Origin of the sequence: Nitrobacter sp. TKz-YC02 (assembly GCF_049852135.1) — a bacterium.
GTDB lineage: Bacteria > Pseudomonadota > Alphaproteobacteria > Rhizobiales > Xanthobacteraceae > Nitrobacter > Nitrobacter vulgaris.
Genome location: NZ_CP180728.1, coordinates 2,184,437 through 2,205,373 on the forward strand (window position 1 = coordinate 2,184,437; position 20,937 = coordinate 2,205,373).

Annotated in this window: 17 protein-coding genes and 1 pseudogene; 7 read left to right on the forward strand and 11 right to left on the reverse strand. The window is 60.7% G+C overall.

Going from position 1 to position 20,937, the window contains the following annotated elements; genetic code table 11:
• Positions 1 to 5 precede the first annotated feature (5 nt).
• Positions 6 to 1,706 carry a proton-conducting transporter membrane subunit gene (locus tag ACM561_RS10355; RefSeq protein ID WP_425904880.1) on the reverse strand — a complete coding sequence of 567 codons (1,701 nt, stop codon included), beginning with the start codon at positions 1,704 to 1,706 and terminating at the stop codon, positions 6 to 8.
• Positions 1,707 to 1,915: 209 nt separating this feature from the next.
• Here ACM561_RS10355 and ACM561_RS10360 point away from each other — a divergent pair, with 209 nt between their 5' ends.
• Positions 1,916 to 2,209, forward strand: a complete 294-nt coding sequence (locus tag ACM561_RS10360) for a hypothetical protein (protein ID WP_425904881.1) — start codon at positions 1,916 to 1,918, stop codon at positions 2,207 to 2,209.
• Between the two features lie 848 nt (positions 2,210 to 3,057).
• On the opposite strand, the gene ACM561_RS10365 is transcribed toward ACM561_RS10360, so the two are convergent.
• The 7 genes from ACM561_RS10365 to gatC all read right to left on the reverse strand — a co-directional run bounded on the left by ACM561_RS10365 (position 3,058) and on the right by gatC (position 10,345).
• Positions 3,058 to 3,324, reverse strand: coding sequence for a hypothetical protein (locus tag ACM561_RS10365; protein WP_425904883.1), 267 nt, complete (start codon positions 3,322 to 3,324; stop codon positions 3,058 to 3,060).
• A 1,648-nt stretch (positions 3,325 to 4,972) separates the two neighbouring features.
• The gene (gene gatB, locus ACM561_RS10370) at positions 4,973 to 6,457 is read right to left on the reverse strand and encodes an Asp-tRNA(Asn)/Glu-tRNA(Gln) amidotransferase subunit GatB (RefSeq protein WP_425904885.1); all 1,485 of its coding nucleotides are present in this window, start codon (positions 6,455 to 6,457) and stop codon (positions 4,973 to 4,975) included.
• 65 nt (positions 6,458 to 6,522) lie between these two features.
• Positions 6,523 to 7,902 (reverse strand): patatin-like phospholipase family protein, encoded by a 1,380-nt coding sequence (locus tag ACM561_RS10375; RefSeq protein WP_425904887.1) that lies wholly within the window; start codon positions 7,900 to 7,902, stop codon positions 6,523 to 6,525.
• Between the two features lie 160 nt (positions 7,903 to 8,062).
• A complete protein-coding gene (locus tag ACM561_RS10380) occupies positions 8,063 to 8,371 on the reverse strand; it encodes a hypothetical protein (RefSeq protein WP_425904888.1) in 309 nt (102 codons plus the stop codon).
• Positions 8,362 to 9,840 carry an Asp-tRNA(Asn)/Glu-tRNA(Gln) amidotransferase subunit GatA gene (gatA, locus tag ACM561_RS10385; RefSeq protein WP_425904889.1) on the reverse strand — a complete coding sequence of 493 codons (1,479 nt, stop codon included), beginning with the start codon at positions 9,838 to 9,840 and terminating at the stop codon, positions 8,362 to 8,364. Before gatA ends, ACM561_RS10380 begins: the two co-directional genes overlap by 10 nt.
• The gene (locus tag ACM561_RS10390) at positions 9,837 to 10,043 is read right to left on the reverse strand and encodes a hypothetical protein (RefSeq protein ID WP_425904890.1); all 207 of its coding nucleotides are present in this window, start codon (positions 10,041 to 10,043) and stop codon (positions 9,837 to 9,839) included. Before ACM561_RS10390 ends, gatA begins: the two co-directional genes overlap by 4 nt.
• Positions 10,044 to 10,057: 14 nt before the next feature.
• Positions 10,058 to 10,345, reverse strand: a complete 288-nt coding sequence (gatC, locus tag ACM561_RS10395; RefSeq protein WP_079447090.1) for an Asp-tRNA(Asn)/Glu-tRNA(Gln) amidotransferase subunit GatC — start codon at positions 10,343 to 10,345, stop codon at positions 10,058 to 10,060.
• 166 nt (positions 10,346 to 10,511) lie between these two features.
• Between gatC and ruvX the strand changes: the two genes are divergently transcribed.
• Positions 10,512 to 11,003, forward strand: a complete 492-nt coding sequence (gene ruvX, locus ACM561_RS10400; protein ID WP_425904892.1) for a Holliday junction resolvase RuvX — start codon at positions 10,512 to 10,514, stop codon at positions 11,001 to 11,003.
• Here ruvX and ACM561_RS10405 read toward each other — a convergent pair whose 3' ends face one another.
• Together ACM561_RS10405 and ACM561_RS10410 are read right to left on the reverse strand one after the other, a co-directional pair.
• On the reverse strand, positions 11,004 to 11,798 hold the full coding sequence (locus tag ACM561_RS10405; protein ID WP_425904894.1) for a CPBP family intramembrane glutamic endopeptidase: 795 nt from the start codon (positions 11,796 to 11,798) through the stop codon (positions 11,004 to 11,006).
• Positions 11,799 to 11,813: 15 nt separating this feature from the next.
• Positions 11,814 to 13,454, reverse strand: coding sequence for an acyl-CoA dehydrogenase family protein (locus ACM561_RS10410; protein ID WP_425904896.1), 1,641 nt, complete (start codon positions 13,452 to 13,454; stop codon positions 11,814 to 11,816).
• A 173-nt stretch (positions 13,455 to 13,627) separates the two neighbouring features.
• Between ACM561_RS10410 and ACM561_RS10415 the strand changes: the two genes are divergently transcribed.
• The 4 genes from ACM561_RS10415 to dprA all read left to right on the forward strand — a co-directional run bounded on the left by ACM561_RS10415 (position 13,628) and on the right by dprA (position 18,022).
• On the forward strand, positions 13,628 to 14,581 hold the full coding sequence (locus ACM561_RS10415) for an aspartate carbamoyltransferase catalytic subunit (protein WP_425904898.1): 954 nt from the start codon (positions 13,628 to 13,630) through the stop codon (positions 14,579 to 14,581).
• Between the two features lie 69 nt (positions 14,582 to 14,650).
• On the forward strand, positions 14,651 to 15,952 hold the full coding sequence (locus tag ACM561_RS10420; protein WP_425904899.1) for a dihydroorotase: 1,302 nt from the start codon (positions 14,651 to 14,653) through the stop codon (positions 15,950 to 15,952).
• A gap of 161 nt (positions 15,953 to 16,113) precedes the next feature.
• Positions 16,114 to 16,710 carry a glycerol-3-phosphate 1-O-acyltransferase PlsY gene (gene plsY / locus ACM561_RS10425; RefSeq protein ID WP_425904901.1) on the forward strand — a complete coding sequence of 199 codons (597 nt, stop codon included), beginning with the start codon at positions 16,114 to 16,116 and terminating at the stop codon, positions 16,708 to 16,710.
• A 193-nt stretch (positions 16,711 to 16,903) separates the two neighbouring features.
• On the forward strand, positions 16,904 to 18,022 hold the full coding sequence (gene dprA / locus ACM561_RS10430) for a DNA-processing protein DprA (RefSeq protein WP_425904902.1): 1,119 nt from the start codon (positions 16,904 to 16,906) through the stop codon (positions 18,020 to 18,022).
• 53 nt (positions 18,023 to 18,075) lie between these two features.
• Here the strand turns inward: dprA and ACM561_RS10435 are convergent, their stop codons facing one another.
• The gene (locus ACM561_RS10435) at positions 18,076 to 18,912 is read right to left on the reverse strand and encodes a hypothetical protein (protein WP_425904904.1); all 837 of its coding nucleotides are present in this window, start codon (positions 18,910 to 18,912) and stop codon (positions 18,076 to 18,078) included.
• A gap of 675 nt (positions 18,913 to 19,587) precedes the next feature.
• On the opposite strand from ACM561_RS10435, the pseudogene ACM561_RS10440 reads away from it, so the two are divergent.
• A pseudogene (locus ACM561_RS10440) lies at positions 19,588 to 20,835 on the forward strand (class I SAM-dependent methyltransferase); the annotation flags it as partial.
• Positions 20,836 to 20,937: the final 102 nt, after the last annotated feature.

Here is a 20,937-nt window from a genome sequence, read left to right on the forward strand (position 1 = left end):
GGCGGTCAGACCCAATGCAGCCAAATATTCACCCGCTTGGTCGCGGCCAGCAGACTACGCGACAGTTGGGTGTAAATGACGGACACATAGAACTCTCGCGAGAACAGGGCGTAGAGATTGAGGTAAATGGCGTTCCACCGTGTGCCCGGTTTCCCCCCGATTTCGAGCGACTGCGCATAGAATGTCACCAGCCAGGCGCCAACCAGCAATGCGGTGAAGAACAGCACAAGGATGCCGAAAGCGAGGTCGTTGATGCCCGCCGCGGCATAGATGGCGTCGCGCAGCACCGGATCCGGATAAAGGAAGGCCTCGAACACATGCGCGATGAGTGTATAGCCCACCACCACGATGAGAAAGGACAGAAGGATCATGGTCAGCAAGCCCCATGCGTTCTCGCTAGGCAGCTTGTGAATGGAGAAGAACAATTGCGCGCCAGTGACCCAGCCGAAGAACAGCAGCACCACCGAGCCTTGCTTATGGAAGAAATCTTCCGCCACCACTCCGTGGGATAGAACCAGCACCAGCGCCGGCACCAGAACGGTGACGAGCGCGGCCAACAGCCAGGGCACCTTCTTAACTTCGCGCAGGGGACGGCGCTCGACCACGAAGCTGTAGATATCATCGGGCGGCACGCCATCCTCGTGGCGGCTTTCGCTGATGACATTGCCCGAGCCGAGAAACAGGGTGGCTTTGAACAACCCATGTGCGATGAGGTGATAGACGGCGAGCGAAAATGCGCCCAGACCGCATTCCATGATCATGAAGCCCATCTGGCCCATGGTGGAATAGCCCAGGGATTTTTTGACATCATTCTGCGTGAGCATCAACGCCGAACCGATCAGCGCCGTCACCAGTCCGACGACGAAGGCCAGGTGCAGCACGTCAGGCGCGTGAACAAACACCGGAGCGAAGCGGTTGAACAAGAATCCCCCGGCGTTGACGATGCCCGCGTGCATCAGTGCCGACACCGGCGTGGGCCCGTCCATTGTGTAAGGTAGCCAAGTATGCAACAGAAACTGCGCCGAGCGGGCAAACGCCGCCAGTGCCAGCAGCAGCGCCGCCAGCGGCACCACCGCTATTCCGCCAAGTTGCACGCTCGGATCGGCGCTGATCCGCGTGAACAGTTCCGGCAACTGAGCGGTTCCATAGCCATGCCACAACAGCAACGCCGCGCCCACCAGCGGCAGATCGCCCACCCGATAGGTCAGAAACGTCCACAACGCATAGCGACCGCTGGCTTTGCGACTGGTGTCGAAGCCGAGCAGGAAGAACAGCAGCACCCCGATCAGGAACCAAGCGACCAGCAGCGTGACCAGATCGGCGGCGATAACCATCAGCAGGATCACGGCCGTCATCAGGTCCAGCATGGCAAAAAACCGCACGTAGCCGGGCTCGTCGGCCATGTAGCGCACCGAATAGACATGCACCACCAAGCTGATAGCCGCCACCAGCACCGCCATCGCCACGGCGAGATGGTCGAGCAACAGAGCCGCCGGCCCGAGTCGAGCCAGCATCACCTCGCTCTCCGGCGCGCCCAGCACCGCCACCAGCATCGCCAGCGCGACAGCGCAGCTGACAGCGGTCATTGTCACGCTAATGCGCGCCGCCTGTGCCGGCCGACCGGCTCCGGCTAGCGGGGCGACGATCGCCGATAGTGCCGGTAGCAACGGCAACACCACTAGACACCAAGAGACCCATTGGTCCACGGCAACACTCCTTGTTCGATCGGGATAGCGCGATGCCGAAGCATTCGGGGGCCCCGCAGCCCCGGCTGGCCAAGCAGGCCGGCCGCAACATCATAAAGGATAGACTGAATAAGCAAATTTGATTTTCTTATTCAGTCCCCAAGGCGAGCTGATAACAACGCTTGCCGCCAGGCATGCGGCGAATCGTTTTTCATGCAAGAGAATCGTCCATGGCCAAATACGTCGGACTCGACCAAGACAGACATGGGATGACCCCGCTCGGGCGAACCGTGCTTGATGCGCGCGTGTTCGGTCTCATTCCCGAGACACAAGACTGCGCGAATTGGGACGCCGGCCAGATGCAGGCGTTGATGAGCAAAGTGGACCAGCTTTGGGATCAATACGGCAACGTTCCCAGCGCGTTGCCACCGGAGTTGGCCGATCGCCACAAGCGCGTTTATGCCGAGGCCATCGCCCGTGCAAGGGCGCGTGGCTGGGACGCTGAACTGGACGACAACGATTAGCTGGCCTGCAGCGGCGGGGTTCGAACCAGGCCTTTGCTCGGCAGGCTAGTGCCTCCCAGGCGTCCTCACCGCCGCGCTTCGCAGCAGATGTCGGTGGCAGCGGAGAGCTGCGGGTGGCGCGTGCCGTGCAACGATCTGTGACGACGGGTCGCATCACCTCAGCGTCAGGTCGCAGGATGTGGAGGCTGCGAAAGGTGAATGATCGCACGCCTTACATCTCATTAGCCTATTAGCGGCAACGCCGTTCACGCTCATGGCTGGCGCTGATTGGTGCACAATCTCTGGCAAACATTGCAGCGCGCGCCAACGAGCGGTTGAAAACGACTCCCCTCGCAATCGAGCAACGGAAACAGTCCAAGCCAGTTGCTCGCGCGTACTTGGCGAACAAGCAGAATGCCTCGTTCTACTGAGCTCGTGTGGTTTCTGCAGGTGTCCAGCCGCAGCCTCGATCAATAACACTGAAACACTGATGGGTCGGTCGGGTATTTGCCGCCTTCCCTTCCTGAGAGGAATCTTGCCCTCGCCGACGTCGACGCGCCCCTGCTTCAGGGCCCCTTGAAAGGAGATGCGCAGTCCATTCGTGCAGCTATGAAACAAAACGATGGAAGGAATTCCAAAACCCGCACCGACATCGCCGAAGCTATGCTGGCACAGCCCTTTCGTGCGCGCCCTTCTCGAGACGCTTGCTGCGTCGCGAGGCGGAACCGAAAGACCTAGTTATCGATGGCCATATGGCACAGCTCCAGTGCCGTTGCTGCCAGTGATTTCAGATTCAATCGCAAGCGACCCGAAGGCGATACCAAGCGGTAAGACTCCCGCGGCGCATTGGACGCGAAAGTCAAAGCGGCTCAGTGCACCGTCATCCAGGCCCGCGCGTCGCGTTGCGCCATGACAATCTCGGCCTCGGACATCAGCGCCGCAACCTCGCGACGCATCGCGGCCGCTTCAGTATGTCCCTTAACCGCTGCAAGATTGAACCATTTATGCGCGGCCACCAGATCGACCAGGCCGGCCCGACCGCTCGCCCAATACAGGCCCTGTTCGAAAAGAATATCCTGAATAGCGTCAGCGCTTACTGGCACCGCCGTCTCGTAGTCGATCTGCCCCTGAAACATCCCTCTATTCCTTTTTTTTGCCACCCCTGCTTCGAGTGCGGCCCATCCACCTGTTGGCGCCCCGCCGGATCCAACCGCCGTTCGCCGGCGTGCCGTCCAGACACACGGATCATGGAGGTTAAATTTGAAGAGCAGTTTAAGTATTGGGATGAATCGAACGTGAACACCGTTGCGGACAGGAACCGCACCGAATCAAAAAACCCTTATGTGACAGGGGTTTTTGTAGTTTCACAGGATTCGATTTACTGTTTCATTTGGCAAACTGCTAACCATCGCCACAGCCCGGATCCAACCGCGCTCGCTAAAGCAGGAGGCCGGACGCCGTAAGCATCACGATTCGCCGCCTTCCTGCGACAGATCAACTGCAAATGATGGAAAATGGCAGCGCCGGGGCTGAGCCACGCCAGCGCAGGACGAGGGCGTCGGTGAACACGTCAGGACCAACTCTCACCGCAGCCGAGGCTGCAAGTGATCGCGGATCTTGATATCCGCGTCGACGAAGACCGACGGTAAAACTCACCGCGCTCTTCCTTCGGATCGGTTGTCGCGGGGGGAGTACCGAAACGACGATCCGACCGTTTGACCTGATGTCTCGCCGACACCCTCTCTCGTCGCCAAAGCCCGAATTAAAATCTGTTTGGAAACAAACTCTCTTCGGCTCCTACGACTTCGCCGGCATCAAGCTGCCGGCGATTCCAAAGCGAACTTACTTCTTCTTCTTGGCGACCTTGCGGGTCTTCTTCGCAGTCTTCTTCACTGCGCTCTTGGTCTTCTTCACCTTCTTCGTTTTCGCTTTCGCCTTCTTCGCTTTCTTGGCCATGTTGCCCTCCAGATGTAGTGAGATGGCTTAGTCGCTGCATGCACTCGGGAATCGAAGTGCATATCCATCGAATACACCAACATATTGAAAAAAACAGTGTCTCGCTTAAGGAAGTGTTGACGCCTTACAGCGGCAAGACGGCAGTGCGCACCGCGATGATGCGGAGACTCGTTGACGAGAGGCGCCAGCAAGCTAAGAAACCCTGCGCAAGCGCTTCTCGATATTTTTAAGAAAACCACTGCGCCGCAACGATATTCTGCATTCAACAAATCAGCGATAGATGCGCAGCACGCATCGTGACAAGTCGGAGCGAAGGTGAAATCGATATAGGCGCGGACTCCGAGTCGCGGCTTTTGGCAATAAAAATATTTTCACCGACAAGCTTGAAAGCCACCGCTCGACGCCCGCCATGACGCATCGCTTTTGCGAATCGTGAAATACGATTCGCAAAATTGATCCTGCTCTCTCGACTCTTCCGGGCGATGTCGGCTCGTTGGGACAGGTTGCGAACTCAGTTGGTACGAGCCCGTGAAGACGTTTGCGAGCGGTTGGTATTGTAGTCGATCCTTCAGTCCTCAATGACTGGCGGGCCTCGTCGAGGCTGACGAACAGATGCTCGTTGAGGCATTAGGCGCGAAGCGGCCTTTGAAGCTTTTGACAAAGCCTTCTGCATCGGTTGGCGGGCGTAACGTAACGCCACTCCGCGCCATGCGAGGCCAACTCCTTCAGCCAGGCCCGCAACGCTCGGCCAAACAAGCGCAAGCGCCGTCGCACCATGCGGTCGGGGCGAGGAATGCAGCCGCGCCGCGTTGAAACTGCGGTCGAAGGTTACAGACCAAGCTTGGTCTTGAGCAGATCATTCACCGCCTGCGGATTGACCTTGCCGCCGGACGCTTTCATCACTTGACCCACGAACCAGCCGATCATCTGCGGCTTGGCGCGGACCTGCGCGACCTTGTCCGGGTTGGCAGCGACGATATCCTCGACCGCCTTCTCGATCGCACCCATGTCGGTGACCTGCTTCATCCCGCGCGCCTCGACCAGCACCCGCGGATCGCCGCCCTCGATCCAAACGATCTCGAACAGATCCTTGGCGATCTTGCCGGAGATGGTTCCCTCGCCAATCAGGTCGATGATCGCAGCGAGTTGGGACGCCGATACCGGCGATGCCGCGATGCTCAGGCCCTCTTTGTTGAGCCGTCCGAACAGCTCGTTTATCACCCAGTTGGCGGCAACTTTCCCATCGCGTCGCGCGTTCGCAAGACCGGCCAGAACCGACTCGTAGAAGTTGGCGCACTCATGCTCGTTGACAAGCACGGCTGCGTCATAGGGTGTCAGGCCGAGATCCGCGATGAACCTTGCCTTCTTCTGGTCAGGCAACTCCGGCAGATCGGTCTTCAACGCATCGACGAAGGACTGCGAAAACTCCAGCGGCAGCAGGTCGGGATCTGGAAAATAGCGGTAGTCGTGCGCCTCTTCCTTGGAGCGCATCGCGCGGGTCTCGCCCTTATCCGGATCGAACAGCCGGGTTTGCTGATCAATGCTGCCGCCATCCTCGAGAATTTCGATCTGACGCCGCGCCTCATGTTCAATCGCCTGACCGATGAAGCGGATGGAGTTGACGTTCTTGATCTCGCAACGCGTACCGAAGGGCTCGCCGGGTCGGCGCACCGAGACGTTGACGTCGGCGCGGAGGCTGCCCTTCTCCATGTCACCGTCGCAGGTGCCGAGATAGCGCAGGATCGCCCGCAGTTTCGTCACATAGGCCTTGGCCTGTTCCGACGAGCGCATGTCCGGCTTGGAGACAATTTCCATCAGCGCCACGCCGGAGCGGTTGAGATCGATCGCGCTCATGTCGGCGTGCTGGTCGTGCAGCGACTTGCCGGCGTCCTGCTCAAGGTGCAATCGCTCGATCCCGACCACAAAGCTCGTGCCGTCAGCAAGATCGACCACGACTTCACCCTCACCGACGATCGGCGACTTGTACTGGCTGATCTGATAGCCCTGCGGCAGGTCGGGATAGAAATAGTTCTTGCGATCGAACACCGAGCGCAGGTTGATCTGCGCGTTCAGCCCAAGCCCGGTGCGCACCGCCTGGCGGACGCATTCCTCGTTGATGACCGGCAGCATTCCGGGCATCGCCGCATCGACCAGCGAGACATGGCTGTTGGGGTCGCCGCCGAAGGCGGTCGAGGCGCCCGAAAACAACTTTGCGTTGGAAGTGACCTGGGCGTGGACTTCAAGCCCAATCACCATCTCCCACTCGCCGGTTACGCCTTTGATCAGGTTAGACGGTTTGACAGGTGCGTTCATGCGCGGCTTTTACTCCGGGGTTCGCGATTGGGAAACCCCATCTTACGCGGGGTGCCCACGCTCACTTACTTGCTTCCGGCAAACATGCGAAACGCGGTGCTTGCCCGCAATGCGTCCCGGCCTGCCGCGATGACCTCGTCCACCTGCTGCGGCGGCAAGTGGAATCGGGTCGGAACGGTCTCGAGGCGAGCGGCGCGCGCGGGATCGAGTTGATCGAAGCCGACGCGGCCTACGAAAAATTTCAGATCGTGACAGTTCCAACCCGGACGCGCCCCGTAACGGGCGCGCTCCGCCGCAGTCAGACCACAGCGCCAACGGACCAGCGCCGCCTGCCAATCACCCATGGTGCGCTCGAAGGCGGTGTAACCCGCGCCCACACTGGCATCGATCGCGGTATTCGCCGCCGCCTTGACCAGATCGGCGCCGCTTGGACCTTCAATGGTATTGATCCAGTTGCCTGAAACGCCGGTCTTGGCATCCACGACCACAAACAGTCCGCGCCGGATTTTGACGGCCTGCTCGGGCGACAGCGGTTCATAGGGTGCTCGCGCCGACAGCAGCGCGATGGTGAAACCGGCCAAGCCGTAGTTGTCGACCAGACCGCCGTCGAGCAGCTTGATGTAGGGAATTTCGCCATCATGATAGCGACTGATCGCTTTCGCAAAGGCGCTCAACATCGGCGGCGCGTTGCGATTGTCGCGTGCTTTCACGATCCAGGCCGGCAGCGGATCCTTGCATCGACCCGGAAAGGTCTGAATCACCACCGGCGCGAACGCGACAGGCACCGCCGCCGACGCCGCCACCGCGTTTGCCATCGGATAAGACTCGAGGTCGCTGCACATTGCGCTGAACGCGGTCACACCAAAGACAAAGGGCGTGCGATTGTAGATGTCGGAAGCGTTGATCCACACCCGCGGGCGTACCGTCTTTCGTAGATCGGCGAAGGTCGCGCCATGAAACAGGTTGGCATCGAGCCAGCGCGGCAGGCCGTTAGAATCGTTGATACCGCCGGCGAACGCTTTGCTAAGCGTGGCAAGGTTAAGGTTGGTTTGAAGTCCCTCCTCGGCATTGCGCAGCAGGAATTTTTCACGGAAGTCGGCCATGGCCGCTCGTTTGCGCAATCCGAAATACGCAGCGGTCACCGACCCTCCGGATACTCCGGAAATGAAATCGATGCGGTCGATCATGGATGCGCCGCCGCCGCGCACCGGCGTTTGCGCCAGTTCTTCCAGCACGCCGAAGGAAAAGGCAGCCGCCCGCGTACCGCCACCTGAAAACGACAGCGCGATCAGATCGTCATCGGTGGCGGTGCGTGCTTCGAAGTTTTCGTGCAGCTGGCCCGCGAGATCGGCGCTGCTGCCCGGCTGGTTGACAGGCGCGTTCTGGATCGACGCGCAACCAAGCAGCACCGCACACAGTCCGATGACAGCAAATGCTGAACGCATGGTCGTAAAGTCGCCCCGCCAATCGCGCGCCGACTATGGTTCGGAGCGCGGCGAATGGCAATCCGTCTCGCCGGCCTACCTCCCGTTGTGGTCAATTTGCGGCGCTGATACCGCGCATGAAGCGGCAATTAAACTGGCGGGACAACCACCCCCGAATGAGCTAGCCGCTTTGGTCGCCCAGCAACTCCGCGACGATCTGGTTCCACTCGTCCTCGGACGAACCTTTGGCAAACGACTTTTCGGCGCGGCGATACCAGTAAGCGGCGTTGCCGATCTCGCGACCATCAAGCCGATGCAGATAGGCGTGCACCCAGGCGGCCTCCGGCCCCACCAGCGGCTGCACGATGACATGCGCCTTATTCCAGTCACCCTTGGCAGCCCACCACAACGCCGTAAGTTGTGGCGAAACGCCTCCCGGCGGGTCCGCACTCGTCAGGCTGGCTTTGAAAGCATCTGGAGTCACCACCACACCTCGGGTTTAAAGCGCCCGGTAGCCTGCTCGATAATCGCGCCGAGCGAAAGCAGCGTCTCCTCGTCGAACGGCCGACCAATCAGTTGCAGTCCGAGCGGAAGTCCCTGAGCATCCTTGCCCGCAGGCACGGAAATACCCGGCAAGCCCGCCATGTTTGCCGTCACAGTGAAGATGTCGTTGAGATACATCTCGATCGGATCGGAGCCAGCCTTCTCGCCGATGCCGAAGGCGGCGGACGGCGTCGCCGGAGTGAGGATCGCGTCGACCCCCGCTGCATAGCAATCCTCGAAATCCTTTTTGATCAAGGTACGAACCTTTTGTGCGCGGAGGTAATAGGCATCGTAGTAACCCGCCGACAAAACATAGGTTCCGATCATGATGCGACGGCGGACCTCCGCGCCAAAGCCTGTCGCACGCGTATTTTCATACATTTCCACAATGTTGTTACCCGCTGCACGGGTGCCGTAACGGACGCCATCGTAGCGCGCGAGGTTCGAGGACGCCTCGGCCGGTGCGACGATGTAGTAAGCGGGCAGCGCGTATTTCGTGTGGGGCAGCGACACCTCCACAAGTTCGGCGCCAGCGGCTTTCAGCCAGTCGGCACCCTGCGACCACAGTTTCTCGATTTCAGCGGGCATTCCGTCCAGCCGGTACTCCCTGGGAAGGCCGATCTTCATTCCCTTGACGGATTTGCCGACCACGGCCTCATAGTCGGGCACGGCACGATCGACTGAAGTCGTATCCTTCGGATCATGTCCTGCCATCGAGCGCAGCAGAATCGCCGCGTCGCGGACGGTACGCGCAATCGGCCCGGCCTGATCGAGCGACGACGCAAACGCGACAATGCCCCAGCGGGAGCAACGCCCGTAGGTGGGCTTGATGCCGACGGTACCGGTGAAGGCTGCGGGCTGGCGGATGGAGCCGCCGGTATCGGTCGCGGTTGCGCCGAGACATAATCCGGCTGCCACCGCCGAAGCCGATCCGCCGGATGATCCACCGGGCACCAGTTTCGCGTCGGAGGCTTGCCGCCGCCACGGATTGAGCACCGGACCGAAGCACGAGGTCTCGTTTGACGAACCCATCGCGAATTCATCATTGTTAAGCTTGCCAAGCATCACCGCGCCATCACGCGTGAAGAGCTGCGACGTCACCGTGGATTCATAAGGCGGCTTGAAATCATCCAGGATTCGCGAACACGCCGTGGTCCGTGTGCCTTCCGTCGCAAACAGATCCTTCACGCCGAGCGGAAGGCCATTGAGCGGTCCGCCCTCGCCTTTGGCAATCCGGCCGTCGGCCTGGCGCGCCATCGCCCTCGCCTGCTCCGGCGTCTCGAGCACATAGGCGTTCAAAACGCGCGCCCGCTCCATCGCCGCAAGATGCGCGTCGGCCAATTCGAGCGCGGTGAACGATTTGCCCGCGAGACCGTCACGGGCCTCGGCCAACGTAAGCGAAGTCAAGTCTGTCATTTATCAACCGCGCTGCAAAAAAAAGGCGATAGCGTCCTGTCGTTCCTGGGGTCATCGGCAGGCGCCGTATCGTTTGCCTGAAGTCTGTCGAGAACGGCATTCATCGCCTTGTCAGGATCGGCAATTCGCCCCTGGCGCTCCATGGCGTCGAGGTAGTCCATATAAGCCCGATACGACTTTTCATCGCCACACAGCAGACACATCGAATCAAACCCTGCTATTCGACGACCTTCGGCACCAAAAAAAAGTGATCATGAGTCACCGCCGCGTTGGCGACGATCTTGTCCGCGATCTCGCCGTCATTCACCAGGTCGGGCCGCATTTTCATCGCCATCGGCGTCACAGACGTCATCGGTTCGACACCGTCGACGTTCACTTCCTGCAACTGCTCAACGAAGGCAAGGATCGCGTTCAGTTCGCCCTGGAGATGGGGAACCTCGGTGTCATCGACCGCTATGCGCGCGAGATGCGCGATGCGGCGGACGGTAGCGGCATCGACGGACATATTAGGCCCCCGCAGGCGTCTATCGTAAGGCATTGGCACCCTACAAGCGTTACGCCTATAGCAGACCCGGCTTTCGCACCGCAACCATCCGTGATTGCCAAGGTCGCGCAAACGGTTCCTTAGCCCCCCTTTTGCCCTGCCTGTCTTGCCCATGATATGCGGTCTCATGCCTGCATCCGTCCTTCCGCTGATCGAAGCTGCCGCGTATTGGCCTGAGCGCGGAGCGCTTGTCGGACTCGATCTCGGCACCAAGACCATTGGCGTCGCGGTGTCCGATCCGGATCGTCGCCTCGCCACCGGCGTGGAAACCATCCAACGCAAAACGTTCACAGTTGATGCCGCGCGGCTTCTCGCCATTGCAAGCGAACGTCGCGCGGAAGGTTTCATTCTTGGATTGCCTATCAACATGGACGGCAGTGAAGGGCCGCGCGCGCAATCGACCCGTGCTTTTGCGCGCAATCTGGCAAAGCTCACCGAGTTCGCAATCGGGCTATGGGACGAGCGGCTCTCGACGGTCGCCGTCGAGCGCGAGTTGATCGGATTGGACATAAGCCGAGCAAAGCGCGCCAAGGTCATCGACGAGCATGCCGCGATCTTCATTCTGCAGGGTGCGTTGGATCGGCTTGCGACGCAACGGCGTTCGTCCGGACCGGCGTGATCACGGCTGATTGGCGAGCCATAACGTCTGTAGCGTCGCCGCGAGATTGTTGAGGCCGTGCAGGATCACGGTCGGCCAGATCGAACCGCTGAGGTATCGCAAGTAACCGAACAGCAATCCGATCGAAAAGATCTGCCCAAAGAAAAACCAGTCGTATTGAAGGTGCATCGCGGTCCATACCATCGATGACAGCAAGATCGCGCCGGTGGGGCGCAAGAACGACTCCGACCAACCGCGATACAGAAATCCGCGCGTTAGAAGTTCCTCGCTAACAGGCGCCACGACGCAAAATGAAACGATCAGAAGCCACAGCGCGCCATCGGCGCGGGCCGACTTTGCCACATCGACCATGAATGCAGCCGAACTTTCGTGTCCCACCGCATTGGATATTCCCTCCCAGCCGACGACAAGCACGACCATAGCGACGATGCCAAGCAGCAGGTAGCGCCATGAGGTCCAGCGCAGCGCGAGATAATCGGCGAACGACACCCCCGACAGCCGGATCGAGATCCACAGTGCGAGCAGGGCCGCAGGCAGCCCCATGATGACTGATAGCGAAATGGTCAGACCTCCGCCGGCCAATTCCTTGACCTCGTCGAAACTGAACGGCGCACGATCGGTGATCAGGAAATAAGCAAGGACGGATAGCTGGCCTGCAAACATCGCAGCGAATACCACGATCCCCCACAGGCTGGTGCCGAGAAATTTCCACGTTTGCGGAACGCGGGGTGGTGAAGGAGCCAACGTCGGCGGCGTCACAGGATCACTTTCGGGTATACTTACTCCGCTCAGCATTTGCTTACCCCCGATTCACGGCAGCGCCCGCTCTAGCAGATCGCGGCTCTGGGCGGCGGACAATTCAGCCGTTCCGAACAGGCGCCCATGCGTGCCGCCGAGCCGTGTCGTCGCAAACAGCGCGGCCTGATTTGGCGAGGTCCGGTTGAGCGCCGCGACCGCGGCCAGTTGCGCGAGCGTCTCCACCGCCTGGCGCGCGACGCGCTCACAGTCGGGCCGACGGAAAGTCTTGGCAAGAAATGCTACCGCTTCCGCCGCACCGGGCAAACCATTGGTATCCACCACGAAGTCTTCGAGCACGGCGACAGCCGCCTCGCCTTCGTGGGCCAGCGCCCGCAGCACGTCGAGGCACATCACGTTTCCGGACCCTTCCCAGATCGCGTTTACCGGCGCCTCGCGATAGTGGCGAGGCAGAATATTCTCCTCGACATAGCCGTTTCCCCCAAGACACTCCATCGCCTCATACAGAAAGCCCGGCAAGCTCTTGCAGATCCAATATTTCACCGCGGGCGTCAAAAGCCGCATCCATGTCGCCGCTTTCGGGTTAGATGGGGCTTCATCGCACGCGCGACACAGCCGCATCACCAATGCCAACGACGCTTCCACATGTAGCGCCATATCGGCAAGAACCGCATGCATCAAGGGCTGATCGACGAGACGTTTCTGGAACACGCTGCGATGACGTGTGTGATGCAGCGCATGTGCCAGCCCCGAGCGCATCAAGCCTACCGAGGCGATGGCGCAATCCTGCCGTGTTAACTGCACCATCTGGATGATGGTGCGAATACCGTTTCCTTCGTCACCGACACGCCGGGCATAAGCCTCGATAAATTCCACTTCGGACGAAGCATTGGAGCGATTGCCGAGCTTGTCCTTCAGCCGCTGGAAATGAATCGTGTTGACCGAGCCGTCTGGACGGAAGCGTGGCATGAAAAAGCATGTCAGTCCGCCATCCGCCTGCGCCAGCACCAGGAACGCATCGCACATCGGCGCCGACATGAACCACTTGTGACCGGTGATACGATAGGCGTCGCCATCGCGGACAGCACGGGTCTGGTTGATGGACACGTCGGTGCCGCCCTGCTTCTCGGTCATGCCCATGCCCAGGGTGATGCCGCGCTTGGTCCACCACGGCGCAACCGACGGGTCGTAGCTGCGGGTCGCAATCACCGGCATCGCTTTCGCCAGCATGTCCGGCTGCGCCGCGAGCGCCGCCACTGAGGCGCGGGTCATGGTGATCGGACAGAGATGTCCGGTCTCGACCTGCGCAGCCATATAGAATTTTGCCGCGCGCACCACTTCCGCCGCGCCGGCCGCGGGTTTGCCCTCGGCCGTCCAGGTGGAATTGTGGAGACCGGCATGAGCGCTGTTCGCCATCAGTTCGTGATAGGATGGATGGAATTCGACCTCGTCGCGCCGGTTACCGCGCGCATCGAACAGTCGCAGCTTCGGCGGGTTCTCGTTGGCCAGACGGCCGCGCGCGGCCATCGCTGCCGAGCCCCAATGCTTTCCGAACGCCTCCATTTCGTCACGGGCTGTGGCTCCGCCGTTCGCAGCTGCCGCCTCCGCCAACGGACGGTCGAGCGTAAATAGATCGACGTCCTCGAACGGCGGCGACTGGTTGAAGACCTCGTGCGTCCTGAATGGTTGCGTCATGAACCACCTCCGCCGGCGCTGATGCCCATGCGACTTTATGCCGGAACCGCGGCGAGTTCACGCCGACGGGCTCCACTTCATTTACCGTGACCTCCGCTTCGGCGGGGGATAACCCGCCTGCGCGCTGTTCGGCCTTGCTCGACGGGGAAACTCTGCCTATAGCTCTGGCTTTAATGACATCGTCAACCAAATCGAGCTTTGTCCTCGGACACCGGCATCTGCTGGGCATCGAGGGCCTTTCCGTCGCCGACATTACCGGCCTCCTCGACCTTTCCGAAGAATACGTCGAATTGAACCGCCAGGTGGACAAGAAACGAACCTCCTTGCGCGGACGTACCCAGATCAACCTGTTCTTCGAGGCTTCGACCCGCACCCAATCTTCGTTCGAGATCGCCGGCAAGCGGCTCGGCGCCGACGTGATGAATATGTCGGTATCGTCAATGTCGACTCGCAAGGGCGAGACGCTGGTCGATACCGCGATGACACTCAATGCCATGCACCCGGACATTCTGGTGATGCGCCATTCAGCTTCCGGCGCGGTGGAGCTTCTGGCGCGCAAGGTTGACGGTTCCGTCATCAATGCCGGCGATGGCGCCCACGAACATCCGACCCAGGCGCTGTTGGATGCCCTGACCATCCGCCGCAACAAAGGACGGCTGGAAGGACTTCTGGTCGCGATTTGCGGCGACGTGCTCCACTCGCGTGTCGCGCGCTCCAATATCATCCTGCTCAACGCCATGGGCGCGCGCGTCCGCGTCGTTGCACCCTCCACGCTGCTGCCGCCGGGCATCGAGCGCATGGGCGTCGAAGTCGCCCGCGACATGCGCGAGGGGCTGGACGGCGCAGACATCGTGATGATGCTCCGGCTGCAACGCGAACGGATGAGCGGCTCGTTCGTGCCGTCGAGCTCCGAGTATTTCCATTATTACGGCCTCGATCAGAAAAAGCTCGCATACGCCAAACCTGACGCGCTGGTCATGCATCCGGGGCCGATGAATCGCGGCGTAGAGATTGATTCAATCGTCGCGGACGGCACGCAGTCTCTGATCCGCGAACAAGTGGAAATGGGCGTAGCGGTGCGGATGGCAGTGCTGGAGGCGCTGGCGAGGAATCTGCCGAATGCATGAACCCGACCGTTCCAGCCGATTTGCACGGCGAGCATTAGCGAGCGCTCTCGATTTGCGAAGGTGCAGCACATGCTAAGCGGTTCCCGCCCCATCCTGCTCGCCAACGCTCGCATCGTCGACCCTGCCCTCGATCTCGATGGTCCTGGGGACGTGCTCATCACTGACGGGGTCGTTCGTGACGCACGCCACGGCATCGGCGCCGCAGGCGTGCCCGAAGGCACCGACATCATCGACTGTGCCGGCAAGATCGTCGCGCCAGGCCTGATCGACATACGCGCTTTCGTCGGGGAGCCGGGCGCCGGCCATCGCGAAACCTTTGCATCCGCAAGCCGCGCCGCCGCCGCCGGCGGGATCACCACCATTGTCTGTCAGCCTGACACCTCGCCGGCGATCGACAATTCCGCAACCGTCGATTTCGTGCTGCGCCGCGCGCGGGACACCGCGATCGTCAACATTCATCCGATGGCGGCGCTGACCAAGGGTCTTTCCGGCAAGGAAATGACCGAGATCGGCCTATTGAAGGAGGCAGGCGCGGTCGCCTTCACCGATGGTGCCCGCAGCGTGATGAACGCCGGGGTGATGCGCCGCGCCCTCACCTATGCCCGCGATTTCGACGCGCTGATCGTCCATCACACCGAAGATGCCTTTTTGGTCGGCGAAGGCGTCATGAATGAAGGCGAGCTATCTGCCCGTCTCGGATTGACGGGCGCTCCGAAGGCCGCAGAGGCAGTGGTGCTGGAGCGCGACATGCGGCTCGTGGGACTCACCGGCGGCCGTTACCACGCGGCGTCGCTCACCTGCGCGGAATCTCTCGATATTCTCAATCGCGCGCGCGAGGCCGGACTTCCTGTCACCGCGTCCGCATCAATCAATCATCTAACTCTGAATGAAAACGATATCGGTCCATACCGCACGTTTCTGAAGTTGTCGCCACCACTGCGCGGCGAGGACGACCGCCGCGCGCTGGTCGCAGCGCTGGCGTCAGGCCTGATCGATGTGGTGATGTCCGACCATAACCCGCAGGACGTGGAAACCAAGCGCCTGCCTTTCGCGGAAGCTATGTCCGGCGCGATAGGGTTAGAAACCATGCTGACGGCGGCGCTGCGGCTTGTACACAACGGGGAACTCGATATCAAAACCCTGATCCGGGCAATGTCGACGCGGCCCGCAGAATTGCTGGGTTTGCCGGGCGGATCATTACAACCGGGCGCCCCCGCCGATGTGATCGTGATCGATCCTGACGTCCCCTGGATTCTCGATCCCGCCGATCTCAAATCGCAATGCAAGAATACGCCATTTGACGAGTCGCGCTTCCTGGGCCGTGTCGTCCGCACAATCGTCGGCGGACGCACGGTTTTCGAACACGTCTGACGCCACAATAACGGCGGGCAGCGAGGGTATCCGAACCAAGGAACACGCGCTGCGCAGGCGGATGGACGCGAACCTCATGCTCTATTTTGACATGTCGGTTATGGCGCGATGACGCCGATCTATGGTTTACATCTGCGAAGTGAAGCCCGGAGTCCCTCACGATGTCTTCGTCCATCATTGCCGTGATCGCCTTCGTCTTCGGCTACCTGTTCGGCTCAGTCCCGTTCGGGATGATTTTGACGCGGATCGCCGGAACGCAAGATCTGCGTTCGGTCGGCTCCGGCAATATCGGTGCAACCAACGTGCTGCGGACCGGACACAAGCGACTCGCCGCGGCAACGCTTGTTGGAGATATGCTCAAGGGCACTGCCGCCGTACTTGTTGCAGGATCGCTATGGGGGCCTGCGGCCGCCATGGCTGCGGCACTCGGTGCGTTTCTCGGCCACCTTTTTCCAGTGTGGCTGAAATTCCATGGCGGCAAGGGCGTCGCAACCTATATCGGAGTGCTGCTCGGCCTGTGCTGGGCGACAGCGCTCGCCTTCTGCGCGATCTGGCTGCTCGTGGCGTTCACGACACGCTACTCGTCACTGTCGGCACTCATCGCCAGTCTCCTCACGCCGCTGCTGTTGTGGTGGCTCGGACACCCGCAGCTGGTGCTGCTGTTTGCGGTGCTGACCGTGCTGTTGTGGTTTAAACACCGCGACAACATCCGGCGTCTTTTCGCGGGCAGCGAAGGCAGGATCGGCGCGAAAGCGTAACGGCGTTCTGGGATCAAATTGATCAACGCCGCATCCAAGGTTGCTCCCTCGCGACAACTTGGGCAAAGCTCACCTGGAGCATTTCCGCTTTTTACTTGATTGGGAGCGAGCTCCAGTTTGTTGTTTTGACGCGTTTTCTTCACGCGAACCGGTATCCACTTCGCTCGAAAACGCTCTAGCTTTGGGGGCAGGCGTGGACATCCGGAATCCAGACAGGCGGCTGAACGAAGCGCAGCGGATCGATTGGCTGCGGCTGATCCGGTCCGAAAACGTCGGGCCTCGGACCTTTCGTTCCCTCGTGAACCATTTCGGCAGCGCCCATGAGGCCCTCATCCGGCTACCCGATCTGGCGCGACGTGGCGGAGCTTCGCGTCCCGGCCGGCTTTGTGCGGAAACCGAGGCGCGGAACGAGTTGGCGGCTGCCCGGCGGATCGGCGTAAGTTTGCTAGCGCCAGGAGAGGCCGGCTATCCCCCGCACCTTGCAATGATCGACGACGCGCCGCCGCTGCTTGGTGTGCGCGGCAACTTCGATGTCATGGAGCGTCCCATGATCGCGATCGTCGGCTCACGCAATGCATCCGGCGCCGGTCACAAGTTCGCGCAAACGCTGGCGCATCATCTCGGCGATGCTGGTTTCGTCATCGTATCGGGACTGGCACGCGGCATCGATCAGGCGGCGCATCGTGCAAGCCTGGCACGCGGCACTGTCGCAGTGCTTGCCGGTGGCCACGACCGTATCTATCCGTCGGAGCATGAGGACCTGCTAGCGGCAATATTGGAAGGAGGCGGCGCGATTTCTGAAATGCCGATGGGACATGTGCCACGAGCCCGTGATTTTCCGCGACGCAACCGCCTGATCTCGGGCGCCGCCATCGGTGTTGTCGTGGTCGAGGCCGCGCATCGATCTGGCTCGCTGATCACCGCCCGCATCGCTGCCGAGCAAGGCCGCGAGGTTTTCGCCGTGCCGGGCTCGCCGCTCGATCCTCGTGCCGCCGGCACTAACGATCTTATCAAGCAGGGCGCGACTCTAATTACCGAGGCATCCGACGTCATCAATGCCGTCCGGCCGATCATGAGACGGCCGGTCGATCTACCCGCTGAAGAACCGGAGCACGGCAGCACCTGGACCGAAGAGCCTGCCGCAAGCGACCGTGCGCGCATCGTCGCCTTGCTTGGTCCCGCACCGATTGGACTCGACGATCTGATTCGGATGGCGGATGCCCCACCGGCCGTCGTGCGCACGGTCCTGCTTGAACTGGAACTGGCCGGACGACTGGAGCGCCATGGCGGCGGTTTGGTATCAACGATCTGACGGTCTGTTCGACTCGATTCGAAGTTGCAGCGATTGTAACGTCTTCAAAGCGACTACTGGACGGGAGCCGATGGCGGCGGCGCGGACCAAGAAGCGGCGGGCTCCAATGGCGGCGATGCCGGCTCCGTCTTAGGCAAAGCTGATGGCGACGGCGCTGCGGAGGTCGATGGCGACGATACGGTGGCAGAGTCGGAGGGAGCTGGCGCCAGCGTGGAGCTCGCTGCCTCCGACGGCGGCAGAGCTTCGCTCTTGCCGACCTTCGGCGCAGGCGTCACCGCCGGAACGGGATCGGCGCGCAAAGGCACCGCTTTGGGTTCACCGAAAGGCACAGCATCGGTCGGAGTGCTGTCCGCCTTGCTACTTGCGGCGCTGGGTTTCTCGGCTTCGGATTTATCAACGCCAGGTTTTCCCGTTTCGCTTCTACCGACGTCGGCCTTATCACTCTCGGATTTGGCTGGATCAGGCTTCGATGCCTCCGGCTTGACCGCTTGCGGCTTTGCGGCTTGCTCCAGAGCAGGCTGTTTCTCGCCGGCCTGTTCCTTGGCAGGCTCCGTTTTTGGTGCTTCGTCCTTGACCGTCTTTTCTTCGGCCGCCTCTTTCTTGCCAGGCTGTGCCTTGGGCGCCTGTCCGTTAGCTGGTTCTTCCTTGACCGCTTCTTTTTCCTTGGCTGGCGTCACGTCGGACGGTTCAGTCTTCGCCGTGTCGGGCTTCGTCGCAGCATCGCTCGGAGACGCTCCCTGCCCTGCGGCGCCGGCTTTCGTCGATTCGTCTGGGGCCGGCTTGCTTTGCTTGCTTAGCTTTTTCCTGTCTCGAAGCTTCCGCCTATCCTGCTGGCTGGCCTCCTCCGAAGCCGGTCTCGCAGTCTCGGGATTCTCTCCGGCCGGCCGCATGATGCGCCTTCCATACCGGTCCTTACCTGCCTGTGGCTCATTCTGCGCGGAAGGATCGGGCTGCACCGCCTGGGGAAGCGGCCTCCTGCCCTGTCCCTCCGCCTGCCTCGGTTCCGGTCTCACATCACCCGGAGATAACCTGGGTCGTTCAGGGCGGGACCGCTGATCGGTCGCACCTCTGGAAATCAGATAGGCACTAAGCATCCCGGCCATGTCGGGGCCGGTGGTATAATGCTGGCGCAGGAAGCCTGGCAACGATCCGGGCGGCACCGTCCTGAGCAGCCCGCGCACCGCTTTGTGGCAGGAGGCGCAGTTCCCCGAAAACATCTGGGCCGCCGACTTTCCTGCCTCGAGATTTTGCGCTCCGGCATCACCCGCGAAAACAACGATCACAAGCATCGTTGCTAAACTGAGCGCTCGGCTCGACATTCTCATCCTCCGGGTACGGAAATTGCGCTGCCGCCGCGGCGGCACACCTTTTAGCTCATTATGCTGCGAATGGAAGCGTCGAGATGGATGTACACACATGACTGCAGCTCGATTCCGGATATCGGCCTTGCGATCAGAACATTGGTGAACCGGCTTCCGCGACATTATTCTTATTGCTGATGGAACTTGGACGCCATTCCCAGACGTTACGGCGGCTGATGCGTCCTGGTGATGATGGTGGTTTCGATGGACCGTTTGTTACGGTTTTTTCTGAACCAATTTATCCGGCGCGGCTCGATCACATTCGTAACCGCGAGCGGCATGACCTTCACTTGCGGTGATGGCACCGGGGAACCGGTTCGGGTGCGCCTGACCACGAGGGAAACGGCGCGCCAGCTTCTACTGGATCCCGAAATGTCCTTCGGCGAAGCCTACACCGATGGCACATTGCTCGTCGAACGGGGATCGATTGTTGACGTCCTGGCGATCATCCTCGACCAGCCCGACATCATGCCGCGCTGGTCGAGGCTGCAATGGTGGCTCCGCTATCTGGTCCGCAACATTCAGCAATTCAATCCCCGCGGGCGGTCAAGAAACAATGTCGCGCGCCATTACGATCTCGACGGCCGTCTCTACTCACTGTTTCTCGATGCCGACAAACAATACAGTTGCGCGTATTTCGAAACTCCGAACATGACGCTGGACGACGCCCAGCTTGCAAAGAAGCGGCATATCACCGCCAAGATTCTGGTCGAGCGCGGCCACAACGTCCTCGATATCGGCTCGGGCTGGGGCGGCCTCAGCCTTTATCTCGCGGAAATGACTGGCGCCAACGTCACCGGCATCACGCTTTCGACCGAACAACTTCAGGTGTCGAAAGCCCGCGCGGCTGAGAACAACATGACGCGGTCGACGAAATTCCTACTCCAGGATTATCGCGATATTCCCGGATCGTTCGATCGCATCGTATCTGTCGGGATGTTCGAGCATGTCGGCGTCCACCACTACGATACCTTTTTCAGACGTTGCGCCGAGCTGCTTGAACCCGACGGCATAATGCTGCTGCATTCGATCGGCCGTTCCGAAGGCCCGGGCATTACCAATCCCTGGATCGCGAAGTACATCTTTCCGGGCGGCTACATCCCCGCGCTGTCCGAAGTCCTGTCAGCCATCGAGGGCGCCGGACTGCTCGTCTGCGACATCGAAATCCTGCGTCTGCACTATGCAGAGACGCTGAAGGCGTGGCGCGAGCGCTTCATGGCGAGACGCGAAGAAGCCGTGTGGCTCTACGATGAGCGGTTCGGGCGCATGTGGGAGTTCTATTTGGCGGCATCGGAAATGTCGTTCCGGAAGCAGAACCTGATGAATTTCCAAGTTCAGATCACGAAACGGCAAGGCACCGTACCCACGACGCGCGATTATATCCATTGTGGGGAAGCGAAACTGCGCAATCTTGAGCAAAAACAGCGGCCGCGGTTTCAAATCGCCAGCGAAATGAGCCGCCTCAAATCGGGAAATTTCAGTTTCGAAGGCCGATATGCGAAGTCGCTCCGTCATCCGTTCAAAGTTTCATTTTTGAGCCTCATCCCGGCTCGG

Coding starts and splice junctions, on each gene's coding strand:
- ACM561_RS10390 (WP_425904890.1), bottom strand. CDS start 10,043: ATGTGTCTGCTGTGTGGCGATGAAAAGTCGTATCGGGCTTATATGGAC.
- gatA (WP_425904889.1), bottom strand. CDS start 9,840: ATGACAGACTTGACTTCGCTTACGTTGGCCGAGGCCCGTGACGGTCTC.
- ACM561_RS10410 (WP_425904896.1), bottom strand. CDS start 13,454: ATGACGCAACCATTCAGGACGCACGAGGTCTTCAACCAGTCGCCGCCG.
- gatB (WP_425904885.1), bottom strand. CDS start 6,457: ATGAACGCACCTGTCAAACCGTCTAACCTGATCAAAGGCGTAACCGGC.
- ACM561_RS10405 (WP_425904894.1), bottom strand. CDS start 11,798: ATGCTGAGCGGAGTAAGTATACCCGAAAGTGATCCTGTGACGCCGCCG.
- ruvX (WP_425904892.1), top strand. CDS start 10,512: ATGCCTGCATCCGTCCTTCCGCTGATCGAAGCTGCCGCGTATTGGCCT.
- ACM561_RS10420 (WP_425904899.1), top strand. CDS start 14,651: ATGCTAAGCGGTTCCCGCCCCATCCTGCTCGCCAACGCTCGCATCGTC.
- ACM561_RS10375 (WP_425904887.1), bottom strand. CDS start 7,902: ATGCGTTCAGCATTTGCTGTCATCGGACTGTGTGCGGTGCTGCTTGGT.
- gatC (WP_079447090.1), bottom strand. CDS start 10,345: ATGTCCGTCGATGCCGCTACCGTCCGCCGCATCGCGCATCTCGCGCGC.
- ACM561_RS10365 (WP_425904883.1), bottom strand. CDS start 3,324: ATGTTTCAGGGGCAGATCGACTACGAGACGGCGGTGCCAGTAAGCGCT.
- ACM561_RS10435 (WP_425904904.1), bottom strand. CDS start 18,912: ATGCGGCCGGCCGGAGAGAATCCCGAGACTGCGAGACCGGCTTCGGAG.
- ACM561_RS10415 (WP_425904898.1), top strand. CDS start 13,628: ATGACATCGTCAACCAAATCGAGCTTTGTCCTCGGACACCGGCATCTG.
- ACM561_RS10360 (WP_425904881.1), top strand. CDS start 1,916: ATGGCCAAATACGTCGGACTCGACCAAGACAGACATGGGATGACCCCG.
- plsY (WP_425904901.1), top strand. CDS start 16,114: ATGTCTTCGTCCATCATTGCCGTGATCGCCTTCGTCTTCGGCTACCTG.